This window comes from Gemmatimonadaceae bacterium (assembly GCA_020852815.1).
GTDB lineage: Bacteria > Gemmatimonadota > Gemmatimonadetes > Gemmatimonadales > Gemmatimonadaceae > SCN-70-22.
In genome coordinates this window covers 157,969-182,625 of record JADZAN010000024.1, presented here as the reverse complement: position 1 = coordinate 182,625, position 24,657 = coordinate 157,969, and the positions used below count along the sequence as shown (strand labels likewise).

Annotated in this window: 19 protein-coding genes; 2 read left to right on the top strand and 17 right to left on the bottom strand. The window is 67.3% G+C overall.

What is annotated here, in order from left to right:
- Nucleotides 1-59 precede the first annotated feature (59 nt).
- From IT359_14035 to IT359_13960, 16 genes are all read right to left on the bottom strand, one after another.
- Nucleotides 60-755 carry a TonB-dependent receptor plug domain-containing protein gene (locus IT359_14035; protein ID MCC6930099.1) on the bottom strand — a complete coding sequence of 232 codons (696 nt, stop codon included), beginning with the start codon at nucleotides 753-755 and terminating at the stop codon, nucleotides 60-62.
- 709 nt (nucleotides 756-1,464) lie between these two features.
- On the bottom strand, nucleotides 1,465-2,118 hold the full coding sequence (locus IT359_14030; GenBank protein ID MCC6930098.1) for a gluconate 2-dehydrogenase subunit 3 family protein: 654 nt from the start codon (nucleotides 2,116-2,118) through the stop codon (nucleotides 1,465-1,467).
- Nucleotides 2,119-2,176: 58 nt separating this feature from the next.
- A complete protein-coding gene (locus IT359_14025) occupies nucleotides 2,177-3,856 on the bottom strand; it encodes a GMC family oxidoreductase (protein MCC6930097.1) in 1,680 nt (559 codons plus the stop codon).
- 234 nt (nucleotides 3,857-4,090) lie between these two features.
- On the bottom strand, nucleotides 4,091-5,770 hold the full coding sequence (locus IT359_14020; GenBank protein MCC6930096.1) for a GMC family oxidoreductase: 1,680 nt from the start codon (nucleotides 5,768-5,770) through the stop codon (nucleotides 4,091-4,093).
- Nucleotides 5,771-5,911: 141 nt separating this feature from the next.
- The gene (locus IT359_14015) at nucleotides 5,912-7,129 is read right to left on the bottom strand and encodes an ATP-grasp domain-containing protein (GenBank protein MCC6930095.1); all 1,218 of its coding nucleotides are present in this window, start codon (nucleotides 7,127-7,129) and stop codon (nucleotides 5,912-5,914) included.
- Nucleotides 7,130-7,249: 120 nt separating this feature from the next.
- Nucleotides 7,250-8,464, bottom strand: a complete 1,215-nt coding sequence (locus IT359_14010) for an ATP-grasp domain-containing protein (GenBank protein MCC6930094.1) — start codon at nucleotides 8,462-8,464, stop codon at nucleotides 7,250-7,252.
- Between the two features lie 104 nt (nucleotides 8,465-8,568).
- Complete coding sequence (locus IT359_14005; GenBank protein MCC6930093.1) at nucleotides 8,569-8,841, bottom strand: hypothetical protein; 273 nt, start codon at nucleotides 8,839-8,841, stop codon at nucleotides 8,569-8,571.
- 52 nt (nucleotides 8,842-8,893) lie between these two features.
- Nucleotides 8,894-9,238 carry a PadR family transcriptional regulator gene (locus IT359_14000; protein MCC6930092.1) on the bottom strand — a complete coding sequence of 115 codons (345 nt, stop codon included), beginning with the start codon at nucleotides 9,236-9,238 and terminating at the stop codon, nucleotides 8,894-8,896.
- A gap of 122 nt (nucleotides 9,239-9,360) precedes the next feature.
- Nucleotides 9,361-10,293: a hypothetical protein gene (locus IT359_13995; protein MCC6930091.1), complete on the bottom strand. Its 933-nt coding sequence runs from the start codon at nucleotides 10,291-10,293 to the stop codon at nucleotides 9,361-9,363.
- A gap of 83 nt (nucleotides 10,294-10,376) precedes the next feature.
- Nucleotides 10,377-11,597, bottom strand: coding sequence for a hypothetical protein (locus IT359_13990; protein MCC6930090.1), 1,221 nt, complete (start codon nucleotides 11,595-11,597; stop codon nucleotides 10,377-10,379).
- Between the two features lie 277 nt (nucleotides 11,598-11,874).
- Nucleotides 11,875-13,935 (bottom strand): DUF3536 domain-containing protein, encoded by a 2,061-nt coding sequence (locus IT359_13985; GenBank protein MCC6930089.1) that lies wholly within the window; start codon nucleotides 13,933-13,935, stop codon nucleotides 11,875-11,877.
- A 22-nt stretch (nucleotides 13,936-13,957) separates the two neighbouring features.
- On the bottom strand, nucleotides 13,958-15,715 hold the full coding sequence (locus tag IT359_13980) for a DUF1957 domain-containing protein (protein MCC6930088.1): 1,758 nt from the start codon (nucleotides 15,713-15,715) through the stop codon (nucleotides 13,958-13,960).
- A gap of 3 nt (nucleotides 15,716-15,718) precedes the next feature.
- Complete coding sequence (locus IT359_13975) at nucleotides 15,719-17,221, bottom strand: glycogen synthase (GenBank protein MCC6930087.1); 1,503 nt, start codon at nucleotides 17,219-17,221, stop codon at nucleotides 15,719-15,721.
- Nucleotides 17,222-17,397: 176 nt separating this feature from the next.
- Nucleotides 17,398-19,551 (bottom strand): alpha-glucan family phosphorylase, encoded by a 2,154-nt coding sequence (glgP, locus tag IT359_13970; GenBank protein MCC6930086.1) that lies wholly within the window; start codon nucleotides 19,549-19,551, stop codon nucleotides 17,398-17,400.
- Nucleotides 19,552-19,653: 102 nt separating this feature from the next.
- The gene (gene actP, locus IT359_13965; protein ID MCC6930085.1) at nucleotides 19,654-21,204 is read right to left on the bottom strand and encodes a cation/acetate symporter ActP; all 1,551 of its coding nucleotides are present in this window, start codon (nucleotides 21,202-21,204) and stop codon (nucleotides 19,654-19,656) included.
- Entirely contained in the window at nucleotides 21,201-21,473 is a 273-nt protein-coding gene (locus IT359_13960) for a DUF485 domain-containing protein (GenBank protein ID MCC6930084.1), read from the bottom strand. The genes actP and IT359_13960 overlap by 4 nt, the downstream gene beginning before the upstream one ends.
- A 417-nt stretch (nucleotides 21,474-21,890) precedes the next feature.
- Between IT359_13960 and IT359_13955 the strand changes: the two genes are divergently transcribed.
- Nucleotides 21,891-22,343, top strand: coding sequence for a hypothetical protein (locus IT359_13955; protein ID MCC6930083.1), 453 nt, complete (start codon nucleotides 21,891-21,893; stop codon nucleotides 22,341-22,343).
- Nucleotides 22,340-23,845: a GMC family oxidoreductase gene (locus IT359_13950; protein MCC6930082.1), complete on the top strand. Its 1,506-nt coding sequence runs from the start codon at nucleotides 22,340-22,342 to the stop codon at nucleotides 23,843-23,845. Before IT359_13955 ends, IT359_13950 begins: the two co-directional genes overlap by 4 nt.
- A 198-nt stretch (nucleotides 23,846-24,043) precedes the next feature.
- Here the strand turns inward: IT359_13950 and IT359_13945 are convergent, their stop codons facing one another.
- Nucleotides 24,044-24,625, bottom strand: a complete 582-nt coding sequence (locus tag IT359_13945; protein ID MCC6930081.1) for a hypothetical protein — start codon at nucleotides 24,623-24,625, stop codon at nucleotides 24,044-24,046.
- Nucleotides 24,626-24,657 lie beyond the last annotated feature (32 nt).

Here is a 24,657-nt window from a genome sequence, read left to right as displayed (position 1 = left end):
ACGAACGGCAGCGGCGGTTCTCGAGCATGCACCCCTCCCGGTGTGGCTACGGCGCCTGCTCATCTCGTCCAGACGACCACTGCGCCGCATGCACGTCCAGTAGCATTGAACTGCACCGGGATCTCTGCGGCCCCTCGATATACCTCGATGGCGGCGACGGTTGGGAGCGGGATTGCCTCGAGGTCGTTGCTCGCGAGCAACGCTCCATCGACATATAGGGCAAATCGCGCACAACCTCGCAATGAGACGGCGCCCGATACTCCGGTCCGCACGCCAGACGTTCGCGCTAACGCATCGCTCCAGCGCACCGCGCCCCACTTCTGAAGGTCGGCTTCTGTGATAAAGGAGGACGCGGGCGCGGCGCTGGCTCTTCTTCGTTGCATGAAATCACTCAGTTGCCGTTCGTATCGCTCCTCGCGTGCATTCACGATGATCTCCGGTAGTTGGACTGGGAGCGGTTGAAGAACGAGCGTGAGGGGCGCCGTGTCGCGCGGCGAGAACGCAACAAACTCCGAGTGCGGCTTGTACCCGATTCGCCTCAGGCGCAAGATGTGATCACCTGCGGGCAGATCTCGGAGGAGCGCCAGGCCCGCGGCGGAGGTTCGCCACTCCTTGCGGCTGCCGAGCAACACGATCTGCACGTTCTCGATCGGCGCGCCGGTGTCGGGATCGTACACGCCAAGCAAGCGATCTGACGTTGCCTGTGCGGAAGCGACATGCGCCAGTATCAGCATGAGAAGTGTCGCAACAACCACGTTCCGCGCTCGTCTGAACCTCCGGCCATCTACGCGCTGCGCGGTCACGGAGCCGACATCCCACATGACGGGAGCCCTCGCAGAAGCAAACCGCCAACGAATGCAGCACAACTACTCGGCGCGCAGTACTCGGCGACGAGAATGTCAGCTGCTGAGCCCTGCTCCTTCCAGAGTCTCTCAGCGTCTCTAGGCTCCATGAGCGCTCGCACAACCTCTCAGTCCTGACGGAACCATCTCCAGGGGAATGCGCGCGATCCTCTGCAGCTGAACAGCGCACGCGGGGCAGTCGGTACCTTCCGCTCCACGCGCCTGCGCGAACAGCGACGTGCGAGGTGGCAACGCGACCATCGACGCGAGCAGGATCGTCCGCGCGGCCGCTCGTGCCCCTGAATCATCCGTGTTTGGCCAGTTAGGTATCATGCTTGTTGGCGCAGCGATGTACCATGACGCGCACGCTCGACTTGAGTCATGGCGCGTCTGTGGATCTAGCCAACTGCCGTGAGCGTCGCCCGAATCGCCGACCTCACGCGAAGACGCGAAGCAGCGAAGCGTTCATTGAAAGTCGCGCCTTCGCGTGAAACCAGCAGTTGATCTTACCCAGCCCCAGCACTATGCCTCCACCATTCCACCGCACACCCACCAAAACCACACGAGGGCGCCCCCACCCGGGAGCGCCCTCGTGATCCTCGCGTGACACAAGAAGAGCCGATCAGGCGTGACTCGCCCAGATCGTCTCCCCCTTCGCGTACGGCACACACGGATCATACCGCCCGGGCGTCTCCGCGTACCGCAGCACCTTCGTCATCCCCACCTCCGACGTGAAGAAGCCGAGCAGCGTCAGCTCCTTGATCATTCGGAAGTAGTGGTTCGGATCGTCGTCCTTCTTCTTGTCCTGATAGTCCTTCGCTTCCTTGTCGATCGCTGTCAGGATCTCGGTGCGGTGTTCCGGCGTGGCCTGCATGAAGCCGTGGCCGTGCGCCTTGGTGCAGGCGTCGTTGATCGTCGCCAGCCCCTGCTTGAAGATCTCCTGGTCTTCCGGCTTGTAGCAGTCCTGCACCATCACGCCCATGAAGCGCCCCGTCCTGGCGTCCTTGGCCCCCGGTGTCGCGGTGCGCGGGAGGATGGTCTCGGCGATCTCGTCGAGGTAGGCCACCTCCTCGGCGGTGAACATGGTCAGCGGCGGCTCGGGCGTTGCACCTGCCGCGGTGGCGACGGCGCTGTCCACCTTGGCCGCGGGCTCCCTGGTGCACGCGGCCAGGAGGGAGGTCCCGCCAATGAAGGCGGCCCCGCCCAGCATCGCGCTCACGCGACGGATCGCCTCGCGGCGGTCGATCACGAACTGCGGCGTCATCTCGTCAGGCATGTCCGGTCACTCAGCTCTGTGTCGTTAGTCTTGGCGGGCAACGGTCCGGGACGGCGGGTCACAACTCGCGCTTGTTGAGCGCCTCGACGGCAAATGCCGCCGCGCGCGCCGTCAGCGCCATGTAGGTCAGCGACGGGTTCACGCATGCCGCCGACGTCATCGCCGCCCCGTCGGTCACGAAGACGTTCGGCGCGTCCCACACCTGGTTGTGCTTGTTGAGCACCGAGTTCTTGGCGTCGGTCCCCATGCGCGCCGTCCCCATCTCGTGGATCCCCATCCCCGGCCAGTAGCCGCCGTCGTACGTGTGCACGTTCTTCACGCCGCTCGCCTCCAGCATCTCGGCCATGTCGGCGGTCATGTCCTTGCGCATCTTGCGCTCGTTCTCGCCAATGGCGCAGTCGATCTTGAGGACCGGGAGCCCCCACTTGTCCTTCTTCGTCTCGTCGATCGAGATCATGTTCTTGTGGTCGGGGAGCATCTCGCCAAAGGCGGTCGCCCCGATGGTCCACTGCCCGGGCTGCGCCATCGCGTCCTTGAACGCCCCGCCCACGCCAAGTTCAGCCACCGCGCGATCCCACCCCTCGCGGCTCGCGCTCCCCTGGTAGCCGAAGCCGCGCAGGTACTCGCGCTTGTCGCGCCCGATGTTGCGGAAGCGCGGGATGTAGAAGCCGGTGGGGCGGCGCCCGTAGTAGTACTGGTCGTCCAGTCCCTCGAGGTCACCCGATGCGCCCAGCCTGAAGTGATGGTCCATCAGGTTGTGCCCTAACTCGCCAGAGCTGGAGCCCAACCCGCCGGGCCATAACTCGGTGGCCGAGCGCATCAGGAGCCAGGTGGAGTTGAGCGCCGAGGCGCAGAGGAAGACGATCTTCGCCGAGTAGTCGACCGTCTGGTTGTTCGTCGCGTCGAGGACCCGCACCCCCTTGGCGCGCTTGGCGTCCTTGTCGTAGATGACTTCGGTGACAATGGACCACGGCTTGAGCGTGAGCTTCCCGGTCTTCATCGCCGCCGGAAGCGTCGACGACTGCGTGCTGAAGTAGCCGCCGTAGGGGCAGCCGAGCCAGCAGGCATTTCGCAGTTGGCACTGGTTGCGCCCCGGCAGCGGCTGCGTGATGTTGGCCACCCGTCCGGGAATGATGCGGCGCGTGCCACCGAACTTGGTCTTGAGCTTCCCCGCCACCTGCTCTTCACCGCAATTGAGCGGGAAGGCCGGCTGCAACTTGCCGTCGGGGAGCTGCTCGAGCCCTTCGTTCGACCCGGAGATCCCGGCGAACTGCTCGACATAGTCGTACCACGGCGCAATGTCGGCGTAGCGGATGGGCCAGTCGGTGGCGATCCCGTCCTTGACGTTCGCCGTGAAGTCGATGTCGCTCAAGCGATAGCTCTGCCGCCCCCACAACAGCGAACGCCCGCCCACGTGATAGCCGCGATACCAGTCGAAGCGCTTGACCTCGGTGTACGGCGACTCGTCGTCTCGCTCCCACCAGTCGAGGTTGGTCTCGTTGAGCGGGTAGTCGCGCCGCAGCACGGGGTACTCGTTGTACATCTTCTGCGTGCGACGCCCGCGATGGGGATACTCCCACGTCCCCTTCCGCGCGTTCACGTAGTCCTTGATGTGCTCGATGTTCTTCCCCCGCTCGAGCAGGAGGACGCGGAGCCCCTTCTCCGTCAGCTCCTTGGCGGCCCATCCGCCAGCGATCCCTGAGCCGACGACGATCGCATCGTACTGCGTCTCTTGCACTCCATCCTCCTTGTGCTGGAAACGGTGCCACACCTGGCGACCAAGACAGGCCCGGGACTCACCGCCCCGGCCGCTGTCGAACGGGAGAGGAATCCCTCCCTGCTGGGGCGATAATATGGGCTCGAAACCTGATTGGGGACAGAAGACGAGATATCGGCCTTGGGGCGCAGGACTCGGCGCCGGTTGCCGCCCGCCCTCGTCTTCTCGTCTTCCCGTCCTCTCGTCTTCTGCACTTCAGAGGTTCCGCTTCTTCATCTCCTCCACCGCAAACGCCGCCGCCCGCGCCGTCAGCGCCATGTAGGTCAGCGACGGATTCTGGCACGCCGTCGACGCCATGCACGAGCCGTCGGTGACAAAGACGTTCGGGGCGTCCCAGACTTGGTTGTGCCTGTTGAGCACCGAGTTCTTCGGGCTCGTCCCCATCCGCGCCGTCCCCATCTCATGAATCCCCATCCCGGGGAAGTAGTCGTGATCGAACGTCGTCACTTCCCTCGCCCCGGCCGCTTCCAGCATCTCGGCCATGTCGTTGGCCATGTCCTTCCGCATCAGCCGCTCGTTCTCCCCAATCGCGCAATCCATGCGAAGCACCGGGAGCCCCCACTTGTCACGCTTCTCGGGGTCGAGGGTGACCTTGTTGTCGTGGTTGGGGAGCATCTCGCCGAACGCGGTCCCGCCGATGCTCCACGTTCCAGGCTGCGCCGCACGATCCTTGAACGCGCCGCCCACGCCAAGTTCGGCCACCTTGAACTCCCACCCGCGGCGCCCGGCTCCCCCTTCGTAGCCAAAGCCACGCAGGTACGGACGCTTCTCCCCGTTCAGGTTGCGGAAGCGGGGAATGTAGCCCGCGTTAGGGCGGCGACCGAACGTCGTCTGGTCGTCGAGCTCGGCCATCGTCCCCTCCGCTCCCACCCGAAAGTGATGGTCCATCAGGTTGTGCCCCAGTTCCCCCGAGCTGCTCCCCAGCCCGCCGGGCCATATGTCGGTCGCCGAGCGCAGGAGGAGCCACGTCGAATTGAGCGTGGACGCGCAAACGAAGATGATGGTCGCCGTGAAGTCGGTCATCGCCTTGGTGTTGGCGTCCATCACTCGCACGCCGCTGGCGCGCTGGCGCTTCTTGTCGAAGAGGATTTCGGTCGCGATGGCGAACGGGAGGAGCGTGAGGCGCCCCGTCTTCATGGCCGCCGGCAGCGTCGACGACTGCGTGCAGAAGTAGCCGCCGTACGGGCAGCCTAACCAGCAGGCATCGCGGTACTGGCATGGCTGTCGCCCCTCTAGCGCTCGCGTGAGGTTGGCCATGCGCGCCGGGATCAGGCGACGCGCGCCACCGAACTTGGTCTTGAGGCGATCGGCCATTCGCTGCTCGGCGCAGTTGAGCGGCATCGCCGGTTGGAAGTCGCCATCGGGGAGCTGCGCCAGCCCCTCGAGCGACCCCGAGATTCCGGCGAATCGCTCGGCGTGGCTGTACCACGGGGCAAGCTCGGCGTAGCGGATGGGCCAGTCGGTCCCGATCCCTTCGCGCGCGTTGGCCTCGAAGTCGATGTCGGAGAGGCGGAAGCTGCAACGCCCCCACATGAGCGACCGCCCGCCCACCTGGTAGCCGCGATACCAGTCGAAGCGCCGGGTCTCGGTGTACGGCGACTCCTCGTCCGAGGCCCACCAGTCGAGGTTCTTTTCGTTGAGCGGGAAGTCGCGCTTGAGCACCGGGTAGTGCCTGATCATCGCCTGCGTGCGCCCGCCGCGATGCGGATACTCCCACGGCGCCTTGCGCGCATTGGGGTAGTCCTTGATGTGCTCGACATTCTTGCCGCGCTCGAGCATCAGGACCCGCAGCCCTCGCTCCGTGAGCTCCTTCGCGGCCCACCCTCCGGAAATGCCGGATCCCACGACGATGGCATCGAACGACCTCTGCGGCACGCCTTTCCTCGCTCACACGGTGTGGCCGAGTATTCGTGCACGCGTCGGCGCACGGCAAGAGGGGGCGGCGCTAGGCTTTGGAGTCTTCCCGTCTTCTCGTCTTCCCGTCCCCAGCCTTCGCTGGGGCAGGCTTCTCGTCTTCTACGAGGCAAAGACTCGCAGCTCCGTCCCCACCGCGTCCGCAATCTCCACGCACGCCTGCAAGTCCGGATGCCTGACGACGACATACCCATCCGACACCAGCGTGAGGATCCAGTTGCGACGCTCGGCGCCCACGGGGAGGAGGTCGATGTGGACGATGTGTTCGCCGTAGCGTTGCAGGAGGTGCTGCAGCCCCTCGATGCGCGTGATGCGCCCCTGCCCTTGCGCGCGCTTGAAGATGTTGCAGGCATTGTACTTTCGCGCCGTGCCCTGGGAGAACGTCCCCTTCAACTCCGCCTCGGCGTAGCCCATGAAGAGGTCGATGTCGCCCACGAAGTTCATCAGGTCCACCGTGTGCGCACCGGCCGGGCGCGCGGCAATCTCGCCAAAGATGGCTTCCCCCTTTGGGGTCCAGAAGAACTCCATGTGCGTGAAGCCGGTCTGGAACCCCATCGTCGCGAGCACGTCATGGCCTAACGAGACGCCCTGCGCGACCGGCGTCGGCGTCAGGTCGCGCAGGGCCAGCGTCTGCGGCGAGATCCACTCCGTGCTGCGGGCCACCAGCGGGTTGGGGCGGTAGAAGCAGACGTTCTCGTACTGCACTTCGCCGTTGATGCAGATCGTGTCGTAGGTGTACTCGTCCCCCTCGATGAACTCCTCGACGTTCACCTCGTCGTAGGTCGTCACCTTCGCCAGCTCCGCCTCCAGCTCGGCCATCGAGCCGGCGCGGAAGGTGTCCATCGACCCCGCGCCGGCAATCGGCTTCACGATCACGGGGAAGCCGATCTCCTCGGCGGCCGCCTTCATTTCGGCGATGGAGCGCGCCGCGGCGTGGCGCGCCGTGCGGAGCCCCGCCTTGGTGATGACCTGCTTCATCACGTCCTTGTTGCGGAAGATCGTCGCCTGCTCGACGCCCTGCCCCGGGACGCCTAACGCCTCGCGGAGCTTGGCCGCCAGCAGCACGCCGGGCTCCCACATGCAGACCACGCGATCGATGGTATGCGACCCCACCGACTGCACCACCTGGCGCACGACGGCATCTTCATCGGTGAAGTTGGCCACCTGCAGGTAGCCCGACATGTGCTCCCTGGTCATCGGCGGAAGCGCGTCGTAGGGGACATCGCTCAGGCCGTAGACCTTGGCGCCGTGCATCGAGAGGGCGCGGCAGAAGTAGGGCATCTCTCCCGGGTAGCCCGGGGCCAGCATGATGACATTCATGGGGACTGCGAACGGGAGACGGGGGACGGGAGACGGGAGGTGATTGGTCTCCCATCCGGGCTTTCGTGACTAACTACTGACTTCCTCTGTGGGGCGCAATGTGGCGCGGGGGGGCGCAGTCTAGCCGAGTTCGACGCGGATTGTGGCGATGATCTTGAGGACGGCTTGCTCGACCACTGCGGTCTCCGGGTGCCTGACGATGACCCAGCCGTCGCCTTCGTAGCTGGGTGAGGGGGTCGCGCCGAGCTGCGGCGTCTTCGCGGCGACGATGAGGGAGCCGAGTTCGCGGTTGATCTCGTCGATGCCGTGCACCTTCACGATGCGCCCGCTCCCCTGCCCGCGCAGGTAGGCGGCCCCCGCGGCGTAGCGGCGTTCGGGGCGATGGAAGTCGCCGAAGATCATCGCCCGCATCCACTCCTGCACCAGGTCAAAGTCGTGCGCGTACGACATGAGCTGCGTGATCTGCGCGCCGGGCGGGCGCGCGGCCACTTCGCTGATGGCGATGGAGCCGTCCTTTCGCCGGAACCACTCCATGTGCGAGATCCCGGTCTGCATGCCGAGCACGTCGAGCGCGCGGCGCGCCGCCGTGCGGATGTCGTCGTATTGCGGCGCATCGATCTCGCGCGGGAGGACGATCGACCACTGGATCCACGGGTTCTCGAGGACGGTGAGCGGCGTTGGATAGTAGTGCGTGAGCGAGTGCCAGACGTGCACACCGTCGATCGTCACCGTCTCGAACGAGTGTTCCTCCCCCTGGACAAACTCTTCGAGGAGGACGGGATGCTCGGCCGACGGCGGCGTGCGCTGCAACGCACCAACGAGGGATGCCATGTCGTCCACGCGGAAGGTGGAGATGGCGCCCGCACCGGCCGGAGGCTTCACGACGATGGGGAAGCCGTTTCGCTCGCCAAAGGCGCGCGCCTCATCGATGGTGCGCGCCAGGCGGTATCGCGCGCACGGGAGCCCGTGGGCACGCAGCAGCGTCTTCATCTGCGCCTTGTCGCGGAAGTTGTTCGCCACCTCCACCCCCATCCCAACGATCCCCAGCCGCGCGCGCAGCTCCGCCAGTTGCACCTGCACCTGCTCGAACGCCCCGAACAGGCGATCGATCGGGCCGTGCAGCGCCGCCAGCCCCTCCGCCGCCCACAGCAGCTGGTCACGGCTCAGAATGTCATCCACCCGCCAATGCCCCACGCGCCCCCGCAGGTGCAACAGCCGGTCGTCGCCATCCTGGGTGATGACCGCCAGCTGCACACCGGGAAGCGTCGCCGCCGCCTCGACCATGTGGAAGGCGCTGTCGGAGAGGAAGGGGGCGACGAAGACGACGTGAGGCATAACGGAGAAGACGAGTAGACGAGCGGACGAGAAGACGAGAGGGTGCCCGGCGGTGGGTGAGGCGACGTCCGGACAACCTTATGCACACGACGGATGTCGGCTAGTCACCCCTCGTCTTCTCGTCTCCTCGTCTTCTCGTCCTCTCGCCCCTCCCCGCGTAACGCCCCCGCCGGCGCCACCCGCACCGCCCGCCACGTCGGCGCCAGTGAGGCCGCAACCGCAATCACCAGTAGCAGGGCAACGGCGCGCAGCGCCTCCACACGCTCGGCGAAGTGGAAGGACAGCTCGTCGTCGATGTCGGCGTCGAGGTTCGGGCCAAGGAATCGCAGGTAGCGGCGCCAGGGCGGCGTGCGGGCGGGTCGGTGGGAGGGAGGCATGGCCGGAGGGGGCGAAGTGCCGTGGGGGGGCGGGCGCCGGAACGTGGGGTCGTTAGGCGGTCGACGGCGTCGCGCGCATCACCTTGGCCACCGCCGTGACGTACCGATCCCACGACTGCGACTCGGCGCGCAGCGCCTTGCGCCCCGCCGCGGTCAGCTCGTAGAACTTGGCGCGCTTCCCCTTGTCCGACGTCCCCCACGACGAGGCCACCCAGCCGCGCTCTTCCATGCGGTGGAGCGAGGTATAGAGGGCACCGTCGAGGATGCGGAAGGTTCCGTCGGACCCCTCGCGAATGAAGCGGGCCACGGCGTAGCCATGCATGGCCCCCCACGAGAGGGCGCGCAGGACGAGGACATCGAGCGTCCCCTGCAGGAAATCGAGTTCGGAAGGCGGCATGGCTCAGACGATACCCTCAACACTTGATTCAATCAAGTGTTGAGGGAATGAACGCGAGGGACCGTACGCGCGCCCTGCGTATCGGTTTCACCCCTCCCGCACGCCCACCCCCGCGTCGCGCCCTACCGAACTCCCGTCTCCCGTCCCCCATCTCCCGTCCCGCCCTCCCGCTGTTCCGACAAGACGGTGGAACCCGCCGCGACGGACTTGGTCAGCCACACATTCCCCCCCACCACGCTCCCATCACCCACCACCGTCCGCCCCCCCAGCACCGTCGCGTTGGCGTAGAGGACCACGTCGTTGCCGATGGTCGGGTGTCGCTTGGCGCTGGCCAGCCCCTTCTCCACCGAGAGCGCGCCTAACGTCACTCCCTGATACATCCGCACTCGCACGCCAACGGTGGCCGTCTCGCCGATCACGATTCCCGTCCCGTGGTCGATGGCGAAGGGGACGCCGATCGTCGCCCCGGGGTGGATGTCGATCCCGGTGCGCATGTGGGCGTGCTCGGTGATGAGGCGCGGGAGGAGCGGGATCCCCAACTCGCGAATGCGGTGCGCGAGGCGATAGCACGCCGTGGCGTAGAAGCCGGGATAGGCGAGGATCACTTCGTCGACCGAGGTCGCCGCCGGGTCGGAGGCGAGGAGGAAGCGCGCGTCGGCGGATAGCGCCTCGCGCAGCGCGAGAAGCGACGCGACGAAGGCGGCGCGCGATGCGGCGCCATCGGCATCGATCGACGCCTCCGTGGTCTGCGTCAGTCCCGGCCCCGCCTGATGGGCGAGGAACTCGGCGAAGAGCGTCTGGCTCTCGTCGGCGATGTGCGCCAGCTCGCGATCGAGCGCCTCGCGCTGGCCGTCCAGGCGCGGGGCAAAGTGCGGAAAGAGGAAGGCGAGGAGCCCGTCGGCGAACGACCCGGCGCGCGCGTTGGCGCGCGGCGGGAGGTCATAGGCCGCCCGTTCGCGGTACAGCGCGTCGAGCCACTCGGTGGTCGGCGACGCTGGAACGGCGGTGGCATCCATCGGGGCCGGCTCGGCGGGATCGATCATGGCAGTCGGCATCTCGGGAGTGACTCCTGAAGAATACGCCCCGGACGCCGGAAGGTCCGCGAGATCGGTTTGGAAGCGCAGACCGAAGACCATCGTCACGGCGGCGACCAAGTTCGCGGTCGCTCGAGTATCTCGACGGTGACACCGTCGTCCCGAGAGCTCACGCACAGCACGTGCATGCTATCCGCCGCGAGGATCCTTGTCGTGATGGGTAGTCGCCAGCGGAGCACCGGTCGGTCTTCGCCATCCAACTGCATCCATACCGCGTCCTTCTCTCCTTCGAAGGCGAATTCGCGTAACCACACGCCGCCGCCGCGGATGGCAACGAGCCGGTCGAACAAGGGCGCCTGCTTCGGTACCGACATTTGCTCGAGGAGAGTCTCAGCGATCCTACGCTGCGCGGGCATTCGCACGGCCTCGCGCCGCACCTGTGATTGTCGTCGCCAGAACTCCGACGTGACAGCCCGACCAGAGAGAGCGAACCGGACGGACGACGTCGTTCGACCTCGATCATCTACGATCATCAGTTCGGGCGTACCCGTTTCCATCAAGTACGTCCCCTTGTGGGCGGCTGCGACGAGCAGGGCGCGCCCGACTGGATGAACAGCAGTGGTAGTGCGTCCGTCCAAGCGCACGCGCACATACTCGCCGGATGGGAACCGACCCAGTCGCGAGTAGTGACTCGTGTCCTCCTTCGTCGGGTCTCCAACAAGAAGTTCCACTGTGTCCCGGTACGTGCCCAGGATATCGCTCGGAGACTTCGGGCGGCTACGAAGCAGGTAACGGCCGTTCGCGCTCTGGAAGACAGGTTCGACCCAGTGTGTGTTAGCGGACACATTGATTGCGTGCGTCCGCAACGGCGGTCGGGCAGGTACACCCACCGATACTCGAAACGGCTCAAGAACAGCGACAGAGTCCGTGCCGAAACAGCTCACGGTCCATGGCTGTTGGAATTCGCCCGGGCCGTCTCCGCGCTTCCCGACGATGCGCGCGACGACGCTTGGCGTCGTGCTCAAGTATATGAGCTTCGGAGGTGCGGCGCTGAGTACGACCGCCTCGCCGCTCTCGAGAAAGCACCCGCTTCCCACCCTGCCGAACTCGAGACTGTCGTCGGAGATACTGGCCAGAGTCGTCGTGGAACCGTCGACGATTCGCAGTCGCGCCACATCCGCAGCGGTCACGAGCGCCGTTAGCCTACCGTGCTGCTGCGACCCTGGATTGCTCCCGCTTGGCGTCGCCTGAAGTGCGCTCATCCTGAGAGGGAGCACCAGCACCAGGACGCTGACAAGCTCCCACTGCACTCCAGCGACTCTCATCTATTGACCTGCTGTTCGCTCGTATACATGAAGCGCCTGATTCGTGATCGCGCACCAACAGCCATCAGCGCTTTGTCGGAAGCCCTGTAGAGACAAACAGCTTGCAGAGCGCTTGTCAGTGCGTCAAGCAGGCTCGGCGAACTACTCGTTACAACAGGCACCTCTGGTTTAGACCATCGGCAGCAAGTAGGTGCCTTCTTCAAGTCGGCCTTCGCATGGCGCATCCGGTCCGCGGCGAAAGCTCCATGTCGCCGGAGTCAGATGCGCCGCCCCCGCCTTACACCGCCTCAAACCCCAACCGCTCGCGGAACGCCTCCAACGCCGCCCGCTGCCCGACGCTCCCCCCCTCCCACACCGTCCAGAACGCCGTCTGCACGTCGAACGGAACGTTGGTCTCGAGCTGCTCGAACAGGTCCAGGAGCGCGTTGGCCACGTCCAGCGACTCGGACGAGACATCGTGCGCCAACTGCCCAACCGCGCGCTGCAGGGCGACGACGATCACCCCGCGCAGCGAGGCGTCGCCCAATGCCAGCCGCTCGATTTCCTCAGTCGACAAGCTCTGCGGGAGGAGCTTGCGGCGGAGCGCGTGGCGAATGGCCCGGCGCGGATGCTCGGGGAAGTCCGCCAACGGGATGCGCCAGATGCGCCCGTCCTCAGCGTCGAGGTCGGTCACGTCGCACGTCACGGTCGCGGCGCGCCGCTCCACCACCATCGCCCTAAAGCGCCGCACGCTCCCCGTGTCGCGCGAACTCACGGTGACGATCTCGCCCGTGATCTCGGCGCGCACGGCGTTGGCCGAGAGGTGTCCGTTGGGGTCGATGCCAAGCGCGACCAGCGCGGCGGCCGCCGCCGCGGTGCGCGCCGCGGCATCGGGGCCGGAGGCGAGGCGCAGGAAGATGTCGGCGCCGGTCCCCGCGTGCGGGTCGTTGCTCACCGCCAGCCGCAACGTGTCGCGCAGCATCGCCGCCAGGCGGGGCGCGTCGCCCGACAGCTCGATGGCCCGCACCGCGTAGCGCAGCACCTGCTGTGCCTCCAGCCCGCCGATGTCGTCGAAGAACCAGGCGCATGAGGTGAACATGCGCATGGCGTCGCGCTCCATCTCCAGCAGCTCGGCCACGCGGCGCTTCTCGTCAGGCGTGGCGGTGGACGGGAGCTGCGCCGCCGAGAACTGGTAGCGCGTGTCGGCATCCTGGCTCACGGCGCGCCCGTAGGCGTCGCGCGCGGCCCACACATCGCCCAGGAGCGGCCCGCCATCGCGCTCAAAGATGGTATGCAGCGCCTGCGCCAGCGCGTTGAGCCCGTCGCGCAGCGGGGTGCGCCACTCCTGGCTCGGGCTGCGCGACGTATCGATCCGGCAGCCGCAATTGGAGCGCCACCGCTCCACGCCATGGGCACAGCTCCACGCCGTGGGGGCAACGATCTCGACGTCGAACGATGCCGGGTGCCGCGCCAGGAACGACGCGAAGTTCTCCACCCGCGCGCCATGATGCGCCGTCACGTCGAAGACGCGCGCCAGCGCCATCTCGGCGAACTTGTGATGGTGTCCGTACGTCTCGCCGTCGGTGGCCATCGAGACGAGCTGTGGAAGCGTGAGCCCACCATGCAGCGTCTCGTTGTCGTCGCGCGCAGCCCTGGCATCGCTCGCGAGCGAGAGAATCTCGCGTGCCCAGTGATCGGCGTCGCGCACCAACCCGCCAAAGGCGATCCCGTGCGAGAGGTCGCCGTTGTAGGTGCACAGGGCAATGGTGCGACCGCTGGTGGTCGTGTAGCGCCCGGGGAGCCCGTTGGGGGGTTGGCGTTGCACCTGGTAGGGGGCCAGGATGGTGAAGCGGATCCCCTCCTGCGCCAGGACGTCGAGCGTCTCGTCGTCCACCGCCGTCTCGGGGAGCCAGAACCCTTCCGGCGCGCGCCCAAAGCGCCGCGTGAAGTCGGCGATCCCCCAGCGCACCTCGGTGACCTTGTCGCGCCGCGAGGCCAGCGGGAGGATGACGTGGTGATAGGGATGGGCGATGGCGTTCCCGTGCCCCCCTAACCGCCGGCAGCTCTCGCGGTCGGCCGCCAGCATGCGGCGATAGGCGTCGGTGGAGTGCTGCTCCATCCACGTGAGCAGCGTGGGCCCCACGTTGAACGAGAGCTGCTCCAGCGTGTTGGTGATGCGACCGATGCGCCCGTGCGCCCCCGTCATGCGCGCCGCCACCACGGCGCGATAGCACTCGCGGTCGATGCGCGCGTTCCAGTCGTGGTACGGCGCCGCCGATGGCTCCGCCTCGATCTCGTCGAAGAACGGGTGCTCGCGCGGGGGCTGGTAGAAGTGGGCGTGGATGACAACAGAGCGCATGCAGCCTCGCAGTCGTGCGTTCTTATGGAGTCGCTTCGCCCACGTCGTCCGCGTCACTGCTGTCGGCGACGGCGATCAGGTCGTCACCGACGGCGTCGGCCACGGAGGCGAGGATGTCCGGGAAGAGATCGTCGCGCTGGCGGAGCGTGTGGGCGAGCGCGTGGATGGCCGAGGGGTCGCCGCCGGCCAGCACCTCATGCACCCCGATGAGGAGGTTGCGCGTGTCGCGCGCGTGCCCGGCGAAACGCTCGAGCGCGTAGTCGCTCACCGCCCCGGTGGTGACGATGAAGGGCCAGTCGCTCGATTGCAGCAGGAGGAGCGAACGCGCCGCCTGCGCCAGGAGGTGGTGCGTGGCGGGCGTGGCCAGCGCGCGGGGGGCCACGTTCCAGAACGCCTCCTCCAGCTCCCAGATGGCCGGCCACATCTCCTCGACGCGCTCGTTGAGCCACATCGTGTAGTCGCCGTTGAGCCCCCAGCTCCCGCGCGCCAGCTTGGTGGTCACGCGCGCCGGCTGTCTCGCCAGGTGCAAATCGGCGGTCGTGGCGCGCAGGCGCGCATGCTGGCGCAGCTCCCCAAAGAGCGCTCCCAGGAAGTCGGGCCCCTCGAACCACCAATGGCCAAACAGCTCGGTGTCGAACGGCGCGGTGATCAACGTGGCGTTGTTGCTGCGCTCCTCGGCGATGCCGTCCAGCAACTCGGCGAAGTCGCGGGCGTGCCCCTGCACGGCGAGCCGCGCCTCCAGCGGGTCGTACGCCACCTTGTCGCCGAGTGCCACGTCGCGCCCCGTGACGCGCCAGAGCCGGAGGCCGCCGGGCCAGCGCATCTTGTGGAACTCGAGATAGGCGCCGTCGCCGGGGTAGCCTTCGCCACGCGACCAGACGCGCACCGACGACTGCGGGTCGCGCACCAGCGCGGCCACATCGGTCGACGCGCGCAGCCCGGTGACCTTGTAGGTGCGATACGGCGATTGCGGCGCACGACGGCGGGGGTCGCGGCGCGGCGCCACCACCGCCTCGGCCACGCGCTCCGACTCGCCCATCACGCGCTCGCCGTACACGCCTAACGGTTCGCCAGCGCGCGCCGTGTGGGCATCGACGATGAAGTAGCGGAAGCCGGCGTCGGCGAGGTGCTCCTCGATCCCGCGCCGCACGCCGCGTCCCGGCGCGCCCGGGAGGGGGGACCACTTGCCGCGCGGACGGTAGCCGCACTCGGGAATCCAGCACCCCACCGGGTCGTGCCCGAAGAGGCGCCAGTGCTCGCGCTTGGCCAGCTGCAACTGGAGGCGGATCGACTCGTCGCGCCCCAGCAGGGGGAGGAAGGCGTGGGTGGCGGCCGACGAGGCGAGTTCGAGGCGCCCCGCGCGTTGCAGCCGGCGGAGCTCGCCGACGAGGTCACCGTCCAGCGCCTGCCACAGCGCCTGCATCCGGCGCAGCCGCGCCTCCCAGAAGGAAGCGAGCGGCACCAGCGCCTCGTCCGGCGTCCCCGCCATCTCCTGCACCGCGTCGCGGCACGACGCCAGACGATGCGCCAGGAAGGCGTCGAACTCGATGGCGAAGTCGGGGTGCGCGAGCTGGTTGGCCAGCACCGGCGTCACGCCGATGGTGAGCGGGGCATCGACGTGCGCCGCCTCCAGGCGCCGCAGCGTCTCGATGAGCGGGAGGTACGTCTCCAGCGCCGCCTCGCACAGCCAGTCGCTCCCGTGCGGCCAGCGCCCGTGATGCAGCACGTACGGGAGGTGCGAATGCAGGAAGAGGACGACGTCGACGGGACGGTCGGGCAACGCCTAACGCCCCCAGCGCGGCCAGTTGATGACGCGGCGATACAGCTCGCGGTACTTCACCTCCGACTTCTCCCACCCGAAGTCGCGCCCCATGGCCTCCTTGATCATCTGCGTCCACACCTGCGGGTGCCGGTAGTGGTCGATGGCGCGGGCGCAGGCGGCAATGAAGTCGGCCTGCGTGTAGTCGTCAAAGAGGAAACCGGTGACGTTGTCCTCGATGGTATCGGCGAGCCCGCCCACCTTGCGCGCCACCGGGAGCGTCCCGTAGCGCTGGGCGCGCATCTGCGTGAGGCCGCACGGCTCGTACTGCGACGGCATCACGATCATGTCGGCACCGGCCAGCAGGCGATGCTCCTGCTCCACGGTGAAGTTGGTCTGCACCCCGATGCGCCCCGGCACCAGCGCCCCCAGCTCCTCCAGAATGTCGACGTAGCGCTTCTCCCCCTGCCCGAGGAAGATGAACTGCGCGTCGAGCGAGAGAAAACGCGGGCTCCCGAGGATGAGGTCGAGCCCCTTCTGCGCCACCATGCGCGCGCTCATCCCGATCACCGGCGTCCCGGGGCGCTCCGGGAGTCCAAAGATGCGCTGCAGGGCGAGCTTGTTCTGCTTCTTGGGCGAGAGCCTGGTGCGCGAGTAGTTGTGGGCGATGTAGGGGTCGGACGACGGGTTCCAGTCGGCGTTGTCGATCCCGTTGATGATCCCCACGAAGCGCTCGCGCATGGCGACGAAGGCGGCGTGCAGCCCGAAGCCACCGGCCGCGGTGCGCAGCTCGTGCGCGTGCGTGGGGCTCACCGTGGTCACCGCGTCGGCGCAGGCCATCCCCCCCTTCAGCATGTTCATCTGCCCATACCACTCGAACATGTGATGGTTGTAGAACTCTCCCGGGAGGCCGACGTCGCCCATGGTCCGCGGCGGGAAGTGCCCCTGGAAGCCGGCGTTATGCACGGTGAGCACCGTCCACGTGTTGCGCAGGAAGTCGCTCCCCCCTTCATGCGCGCGCAGGTAGGCGGGGGCAAGCGCCGTGTGCCAGTCGTGGCAGTGCATCATCACCGGCGAGCGCGCCACCTTGGGGAGCGCGGTGAGCGCGGCGAGGGCAAAGAAGGCCCAGCGGCGATCGTTGTCGCCATAGTCGCCCAGCGCGTCGCCATAGATGCCGTCGCGACCGCCGAAGTAGTACTCGTTGTCCAGGAAGTACACGCGCGGTACTCCCTCTCCCGCGCGTTCGCGCAACGACGCCGACTCGAACAGGCGCGCATACTCGGTGCGGCCACCCGGCTGCACCCAGTAGGGGTCACTCGCCGGGACGAAGTCGGTGACGACGTCGCGCACCTGGCGGTACAGCGGCATGATCAGCGCCACCGTGAGCCCGGCCTTGGCCTGTGCCTTGGCCAGGTTGGCCACTGCCTCCCCTAACCCGCCGGTGCGGGCAAAGGGGGCCAGCTCGGCCACGACGTGCACCACCGAGACGGGGTGCGCGCCGGCGGTGTGGAGCGGATACGCGCGCACCGCAGGGGCCGGCGCCTTCGTGCCGGCGTCGCCTGACGGATCCTTCGCTGGACGGCGTCGCCTGGCTGCGCCTGATCCCGCTCCTGCTCCTGTTCCTGCTTCTTCGCTCGCCTTGCGAGTCCGACGTGCTCCGGTCTCTGCCGCCGCACTCCGCTTGCGCGCTGCCATGCCCTACCTCATCCGATCGGGGGATCGTCACCCAGCATCTCCCCGCGCATCGCGGGGGTGTAGTACTGCCTGGCGTAGTTCTGCAGCATGCGTCGCGACGTGAACTGCTGCCCCGCCACACGAATGGCGTGCTTCATCTTCTGGATCCACCCGTGCGGGACGCCACGCTCGTCGCGCGTGTAGTACAGCGGGATGACCTGTTCCTCCAGCAAGGTATAGAAGCGATCGGCATCCCACTCGTCAGGCGTCGCCCGCGAGGCGGCCGGGGGGATGGCCCACCCGTTCAACCCATCGTACCCCTCGTGCCACCACCCGTCGAGGGTGGAGAGCTGCGGTACGCCATTCAGCGCCGCCTTCATCCCGCTGGTGCCGCTGGCCTCGAGCGGGACGCGCGGGAGGTTGAGCCACACGTCCACCCCCTGCACGAGACGGTGCGCCAGGTGCAGGTCGTAGTCCTCGATGAAGGCCACACGCCCCTCGAGCTTGGGATCGCGCGTGAAGCCGTACACGGTGCGCAGCACTTCCTTTCCCGGCGTGTCGGCCGGGTGCGCCTTGCCGGCGAAGATGATCTGCACCGGGCGTGTGTTGTCGACGAGGAGCGTGCGCAGCCGGTCGATGTTGGAAAAGACGAGGTCCGCGCGCTTGTACGTCGCAAAGCGCCGAGCAAAGCCGATGGTGAGGACGTTGGGGTTGAGCAGCGTCCCCGCGCCCACCACGTGCGCCGCTTCCTTCCAGTGCCGCGCCCAGCGACGCCGTGCCTGCTCGCGCACGAAGTTCATCAGGTCGGTCTTGAGATCGAGGTGCGTCGCCCACAGGCGCATATCGTCAATCTCCAGCACCGACTCCCACAGCGCGGGGTCCTCGACCCGGTTCCCCCAGTCGTGGCCGAAGAAGTGATCGAACAGCTCCATCATCTCCTTCGACATCCACGTGGCCTTGTGGACGCCGTTGGTCACGTGGCCAATGGGGACCTGCGCGTCGTCGCGATCGGGCCAGAGCGGGGCCCAGATCTGGCGCGATACCTCGCCGTGGCGGCGCGCCACGCCGTTCACGTACTTCGACAGGCGCAACGCGCACACCGTCATGTGGAAGCGCCCCTCTTCCTCCGTGGGGTGCTGCCCGATGGCGAGGAAGCGATCGATCCCCATCTCCTGGTACAGCGGGCCGGCGCACTCGGTGACCTGCTCGTGCGAGAAGGTGTCGTGCCCCGCCGGCACCGGCGTGTGGGTGGTGAAGACGCTCGACGCTCTCACCTGGACCGCCGCCTCTTCATACGAAAGCCCGGCCGCCATCAACTCGCGCACGCGCTCGACCAGCATGAAGGCCGCGTGCCCCTCGTTGGCGTGCCAGGCCGCGGGCGCGATGCCTAACGCGCGCAGCACGCGCACCCCGCCCACCCCCAGGATCCACTCCTGGCGCAGGCGCACGTCGGGGCCACCGGTGTAGAGCTTCGACGTCACGTCGCGATCGGCGGGATCGTTCTGCTCGAGGTTCGAGTCCAGCAGGTAGACCGGGACGCGCCCCACGTGCATGCGCCAGGCGGCGATATGGATGTCGCGCCCGAACGTGTTGACCTTGGCGAGCCACGGTTCCTTGCCCGGCAGCTGCACGCGCTCGAGCGGCGTGTTGGCGACATCGAACTGCTCGTCCGAATCTTCCTGCCACCCGTCGAGGCGCAGCTTCTGGTCGAAGTAGCCGCGCGTGTAGTAGAGCCCGATGCCGACCAGCGGGATCCCCAGGTCAGACGACGACTTGCAGTGGTCGCCGGCGAGGACGCCCAGCCCCCCCGAGTAAATGGGGACGGAGTTGTGCAGCCCGAACTCGGCGCAGAAATAGGCGATCGGGCCGTCGGTCCGCTCGGGGTAGTTGTTCCGGAACCAGGTGTTGTCGAACGACTGGTCTCGGCGGAAATCCGCCATGACGCGGTCGTAGAGGTCGAGGAATCGGGGGTCTCGGGCAACCGTGCTCAGGCGATCGGGGGCGATGCGGCGGAGCATCGCGATGGGGTTGTGCCGCGTGAGGTGCCAGAGCGGCTCGTCGATCATCGAGAAGAGGGCGCGGGCGTTCCGGCTCCAGCTCCACGAGAGGTTGATGGCGACTTCACCCAGTCCCTCGATGCGCTCGGGGAGGTACGGGATCTTCGATCGATCTACAGAAGGCATGGATGGCAACTTAACGGGGGCCGATGGCGAGGCGTAACCGTTTACACCGGCGCAGCGCTGCAGCGATTTCTCGCCGCCAAGACGGTCCAAACACCAGATGGATCAGGCCTTGGCGCCCAGGTGCACGCGCCGTTCGACCTGCGCGAACTTCTCGCGGGCCTCGGGATCGGACGACGCAAGAGAGACGACGATACCGACAGCAAACGATAGCGGAATTGTTATGAGGGCTGGGTTCTTGAGTGGGAAGAACGCCTGAGCGTGGTTCAGGATGTCGACCTGGATGGTGGGTGACAGGTAGATGAGGAGGAGCGTGGAGATGGTCCCCACCAGCATCGACGTCACCACCCCCAAGGTGGTGCAGCCGCGCCAGAAGATGGAGAGGAGGAGCGCCGGGAAGTTGGCGCTGGCGGCGATCGCAAAGGCGAGCGACACCATGAAGGCGACGTTCTGTCCCTTGAAGACGATGCCCAGCAGCACGGCAATCACGCCCAGAACGACCGTGGCGATGCGGGCAACACGCAGCTGCTCGATGGGCGTGGCGTCTCCCTTGCGCGCCACGCTCACCCAGAGGTCATGCGACAGTGCAGCGGCACCTGAGAGCGTCAACCCCGCCACCACCGCGAGGATGGTGGCGAATGCGACCGCCGCGATGAACCCCAGAAATGGCGTCCCCCCCAGCGTTTCGGCGAGGAGCGGCGCCGCCATGTTCCCCCCCTTGTCCACCGCCTTGATCGCGTCCGGCGTCACCAAGACCATCGCCCCGAACCCCAGAATGAAGGTCATCAGGTAGAAGAAGCCGATGAGCCCAGTGGCGTAGAAGACCGACTTCCGTGCCGCCTGCGCGTCGGGGACGGTGTAGAAGCGCATCAGGATGTGGGGGAGCCCGGCCGTCCCGAACATGAGCGCCATCCCCAGCGAAACGGCATCGAGCGGATTGGCCACCAGCTTTCCCGGCGCCAGCACACCGTCGCCATAGCGGGTCGCCGCCTCGCGGAAGAGGGCGAGCGGGGAGAAGCCAAAGCGCGACAGGACGAGCAGCGCCAGGATCGTAGCCCCTCCCAGCAGGAGGACCGCCTTCACTATCTGCACCCACGTGGTGGCAAGCATGCCGCCAAATAGCACATACGCGATCATGGCAACCCCCACGATCACGATCGCCGTCTCATACGACAGCCCGAACATCAGCTTGATCAGCCCACCCGCCCCCACCATCTGCGCGATGAGGTAGAAGATCACCGTCGCCAAGGTCCCGATCGCCGCAGCGATGCGCACCGGCGTCTGCCGAAGGCGAGCCGCCACCACATCGGCGAAGGTGTACTTCCCCAGGTTTCGCAGCGGCTCGGCGATGAGGAAGAGGACCACCGGCCACCCCACCAGCCACCCGGTGGAGTAGATCAACCCGTCGAAGCCGGTGGTCGAGACGAGCCCCGCGATCCCGAGGAACGACGCCGCCGACATGTAGTCGCCGGCCAGGGCAAAGCCGTTCTGCCCCGCCGAGATGGAGCGCCCGGCCGCGTAGAAATCCTCGGTGGTGCGCGTCTTCCGCGAGGCCCAGTAGGTGATGCCAAGGGTGATGGCGATGAAGACGAAGAAGAAGACCATCGCTACCACATTCGGCTCGCCGATGCTGGTGACCGGTTGCGCCGCATTCATCGCGTGATCTCCGAGAGTTCGCGGTCATAGCGCCGGTTGGCCCAGCGCACGTACACGAAGGTGAGGAGCCACGACACGACGATCACCAGCGCCCCCAGCAGGATCCCGAGCGAAAGCCCCGGCGCAACAAGCGTCCCCATGAGCGCCTTGTCGTAGGCGATGAGGAGGATGAAGCCGAAGTAGAGGACGATCATCGCCACGGTCAGCGTGATCGCGAAGCGCGTCCGTCGAGCCGCCAGGGCGTGCAGGCGGGCGTCAGCAACTTTCATGAGAAGACGAGAAGACGAGAAGACGAGAGGACGAGGGGCATGCCACTGCGAGCGTTGCGGGGGAGTGGGGGCGGGAACGTGGGGTGATGACGCGCGGGCTGCAAGGAGTGAGAGGGAATGGCACGCCTGCCGGGCCTGCATGCGCCCCCCTTGCCTTCGTCGCGGCTTCGCGTGAAATGCAGTTGAACTTCGTGTCCCGCAAAGCCGCGAAGCCGCAAAGAGTGGCAGCGCCGAGGGTCCTGATCTTCCTCGTCTTCTCGTCCCCAGCCTTCGCTGGGGCGGGCCTCTCGTCTTCTCGTCCCCAGCCTTCGCTGGGGCGGGCTTCTCGTCTTCTGCCCCTCCCTCGTTGCTGCACCGCACCGCGAGTCCTACCTTATCGCCCCGCTGGCGACATCGAGGCAGTGACCAGGGAACCGCATGAGCGAATCGGTACTGGCTCCGGTCCGGGCGACCTTTCGGGCGGTGGCGGAGACGGTGGTGCGGGAGACGGCGTCGCTTGGGGCGGATGAGTGGCGACAACTGGAGGCGTCGGTCGACGCCGCGCTGGCGACGCGTCCCGAGGCGATGCGACGGCAGCTCGTCACCTTCCTGCGCGTCATCGAGTACCTCCCGCTGTTGCGGCGCCTCCGGACGTTCTCGCGCCTCTCCCCCGAGGCGCGCTTCGCGGTGCTGCACGATTTCGAGATGTCGCCGCGCCCGCTCTTCCGGCGCGGGATGTGGGGGCTGCGCACGCTCGTCTTCCTGGGCTACTACACGCGCGACGACGTGCAGGGATCGTTAGGCTATCGCGCCCACCCCGACGGCTGGAGCGCGCGACGCACCACGGCCGAGATGCGCGCCGCGGCGGCCGAACCGTTCGGCGACGAATGAGCGCCGACGTGCAGCTGCGCGAGTACGACATCGTCGTCATCGGGAGCGGGGCCGGCGGCGGGACGGTGGCGCAGGAGCTCGCACCCCTGGTGGCCCAGGGGGTGCGCATCCTCGTCCTCGAGCAGGGGGCGCGACTCGAGGACCATGAGTTCACGGGGCAGGAACTCGAGATGACGGCGGCGCTCTACGACGAAGGCGGTGCCTTCCTCACCGCCGACGGGACAATGACGCTCGCCTTCGGGCGCGCGTACGGCGGCTCCACCGTCGTCTATACCGGGACCTCCCTCGTCGCCCCGGACCGCGTGATCCGCAGCTGGTGCGTCCCGGGGCTCGACTTCCCCGACGTGGAGCGCCGTTCGCAGAAGTTCATGGCGCAGAACGACGTGCACTACCTCCCGCGCGTCCTTCTCAACGACAACAACAAGCTCTTCGTGACGGGGTGCGCGCGCGTGGGCGCCAAGGCGGAGCAGTTCCCGCTCAACCTGCGCGGGTGCAAGGGATCGTCGTTATGCAACATGGGGTGCCCCAACGGCGCCAAGATGGGGACGCACCGCGTGCAGCTGCCGGCCGCCGAGCGCGCCGGCGTCGAGGTCGTGACGCGCGCCGAGGCGTTGCGCCTGGAGGAGCGCGCCGTCATGGCCCGCGTGCACGAGAAGCGTCCCGGCGACAAGGGGCTCCCCTCGGCGTGGGCGCCTGGCGAGTACCGCATCTCGGCGCGCGTGATCGTTTCCTGCGGTGGAAGCCTGGGAACGAGTGCCCTCTTGCTCCGCTCGCCCGCGCTCAGCGCCCTGCGTCGCGTCGGCGAGCGCTTCACCTGCCACCCCGCGCACATCCTGGTGGCCGAGCACGAGCGCGACATCACCAACGACGTCGGACATCCCAAGAGCTACTTCCTCGATCGCAGCGAGCACGAAGGGTACATCCTCGAGACGTGCATGTACTTCCCCTTCGTGACGGCGAAGAACCTCACCGGGTTCGGGGCAGATCACAGCACCTTCATGCGCGCCTATCCGCGCCTGCAGATGATCCTCGTCCTCGCCTGCGACAAGGCGGTCCCCGGCAACCGCATCACCGTCGATACACACGGGCGCCCCGTGGTGCACTACACATTCACTCCCGCCGTCATTCGCTCGTTGGTGTCGGCAACGCGGATGAGCGCGCGCATCTTCTTCGCGGCCGGTGCGCGGCGCGTGCACGCCCCCTCGGCCGATCCGCCGCTCATCGAGCGCGAGTCGGCCTATCGCCTGGATGACCTCATCATCGAGAAGCACTTCCTCCCCGGGCGCATCTCGGTCTCGGCGGCGCACCTGATGGGCGGCTGCGCCATGGGTCCCGAAGGGAGCGGCGTCACCGACTCGCGAGGGCGCGTGTACGGCGCACCCTGGCTCCGCGTCGCCGATTCGTCGCTCTTCCCGGACTCGGTCGAGGTGAACCCCTACCTCACGGTGATGTCGCTGGCAGATCGCGTGGCGGAGGGGATCCGGGACGACTGGCGGAGTTAGGCGCTGCGCATTTCCGACCAACGGCGCGCTGATGGTCTAACACGGAGAACACACGGAGGAACGGAGGGCGCGGGAGGTGTCGCGTGTCGCTCGCCCATCACGTGGATGCTCGCCCTCCGTGTCTCCGTGTCTCCGTGCTAAAGCAGTTGACACCGCAGCGTCGTACGCTGCCGTCAGCGATTGGCGCCGACCTTCGGCTCAGTGATGCCCACCACCACGCGCGAGCATCAGGTGATGCGAGGTGTGGTGTTCGCCCAGCGTCAAGATGCCGATGAATCCAAGGGCGCGCACTTCGTCGAGGCGCTTCGTATCGTTGGTCGTGACGCGCCAGCGCACGCCTTGCGGCGTCTTCTCCAGGATCCCGTCGAGCCCCTCGGCGGCCAGCATCGGCGTGTGCGCCGCGACCATGCGCTGGATGGCGTCGCGGGTGCGGCCCACGCCGCTCACCGTCAGCTGCACACCGCCTGCAATCGGCTCGCCGCGCACCACGCTGTTGAGCGTCACGTCGTGCATGTCGATCAGGTGCTCGCGCAGCGCCTCGAGGGTGACCTTCGCCCAGTCGGTGGCGGGGTCGGCCCTGAGGATGCGCACGATCTCCGCAATCGCGGCGAAGGCATCTTGCCCAGGGAGCGTCGCCTGCCGCGACTGCGTTGCGGCTGGCAGGCTGTCGCGCGCGGCGGCGTGATGGGCGGCGTGGTCGGTGTGCTGCGCGACGCCGCGCACCGGCTTCACCAGCGTCGCCAACGTGAGGCATGCGACGACCAGTAGTGTGCTGCGCATGGTCGGTTGGACAGGAGAGTGAAACGACACGG

Excerpts from the sequence above, each read along its gene's own strand:
- glgP (MCC6930086.1), bottom strand. The coding sequence starts at position 19,551 with ATGCCTTCTGTAGATCGATCGAAGATCCCGTACCTCCCCGAGCGCATC.
- IT359_14010 (MCC6930094.1), bottom strand. The coding sequence starts at position 8,464 with ATGCCTCACGTCGTCTTCGTCGCCCCCTTCCTCTCCGACAGCGCCTTC.
- IT359_13960 (MCC6930084.1), bottom strand. The coding sequence starts at position 21,473 with ATGAAAGTTGCTGACGCCCGCCTGCACGCCCTGGCGGCTCGACGGACG.
- IT359_13995 (MCC6930091.1), bottom strand. The coding sequence starts at position 10,293 with ATGCCGACTGCCATGATCGATCCCGCCGAGCCGGCCCCGATGGATGCC.
- IT359_14015 (MCC6930095.1), bottom strand. The coding sequence starts at position 7,129 with ATGAATGTCATCATGCTGGCCCCGGGCTACCCGGGAGAGATGCCCTAC.
- IT359_13985 (MCC6930089.1), bottom strand. The coding sequence starts at position 13,935 with ATGCGCTCTGTTGTCATCCACGCCCACTTCTACCAGCCCCCGCGCGAG.
- IT359_13945 (MCC6930081.1), bottom strand. The coding sequence starts at position 24,625 with ATGCGCAGCACACTACTGGTCGTCGCATGCCTCACGTTGGCGACGCTG.
- actP (MCC6930085.1), bottom strand. The coding sequence starts at position 21,204 with ATGAATGCGGCGCAACCGGTCACCAGCATCGGCGAGCCGAATGTGGTA.
- IT359_14030 (MCC6930098.1), bottom strand. The coding sequence starts at position 2,118 with ATGCCTGACGAGATGACGCCGCAGTTCGTGATCGACCGCCGCGAGGCG.
- IT359_13950 (MCC6930082.1), top strand. The coding sequence starts at position 22,340 with ATGAGCGCCGACGTGCAGCTGCGCGAGTACGACATCGTCGTCATCGGG.
- IT359_14005 (MCC6930093.1), bottom strand. The coding sequence starts at position 8,841 with ATGCCTCCCTCCCACCGACCCGCCCGCACGCCGCCCTGGCGCCGCTAC.
- IT359_14000 (MCC6930092.1), bottom strand. The coding sequence starts at position 9,238 with ATGCCGCCTTCCGAACTCGATTTCCTGCAGGGGACGCTCGATGTCCTC.
- IT359_13955 (MCC6930083.1), top strand. The coding sequence starts at position 21,891 with ATGAGCGAATCGGTACTGGCTCCGGTCCGGGCGACCTTTCGGGCGGTG.
- IT359_13990 (MCC6930090.1), bottom strand. The coding sequence starts at position 11,597 with ATGAGAGTCGCTGGAGTGCAGTGGGAGCTTGTCAGCGTCCTGGTGCTG.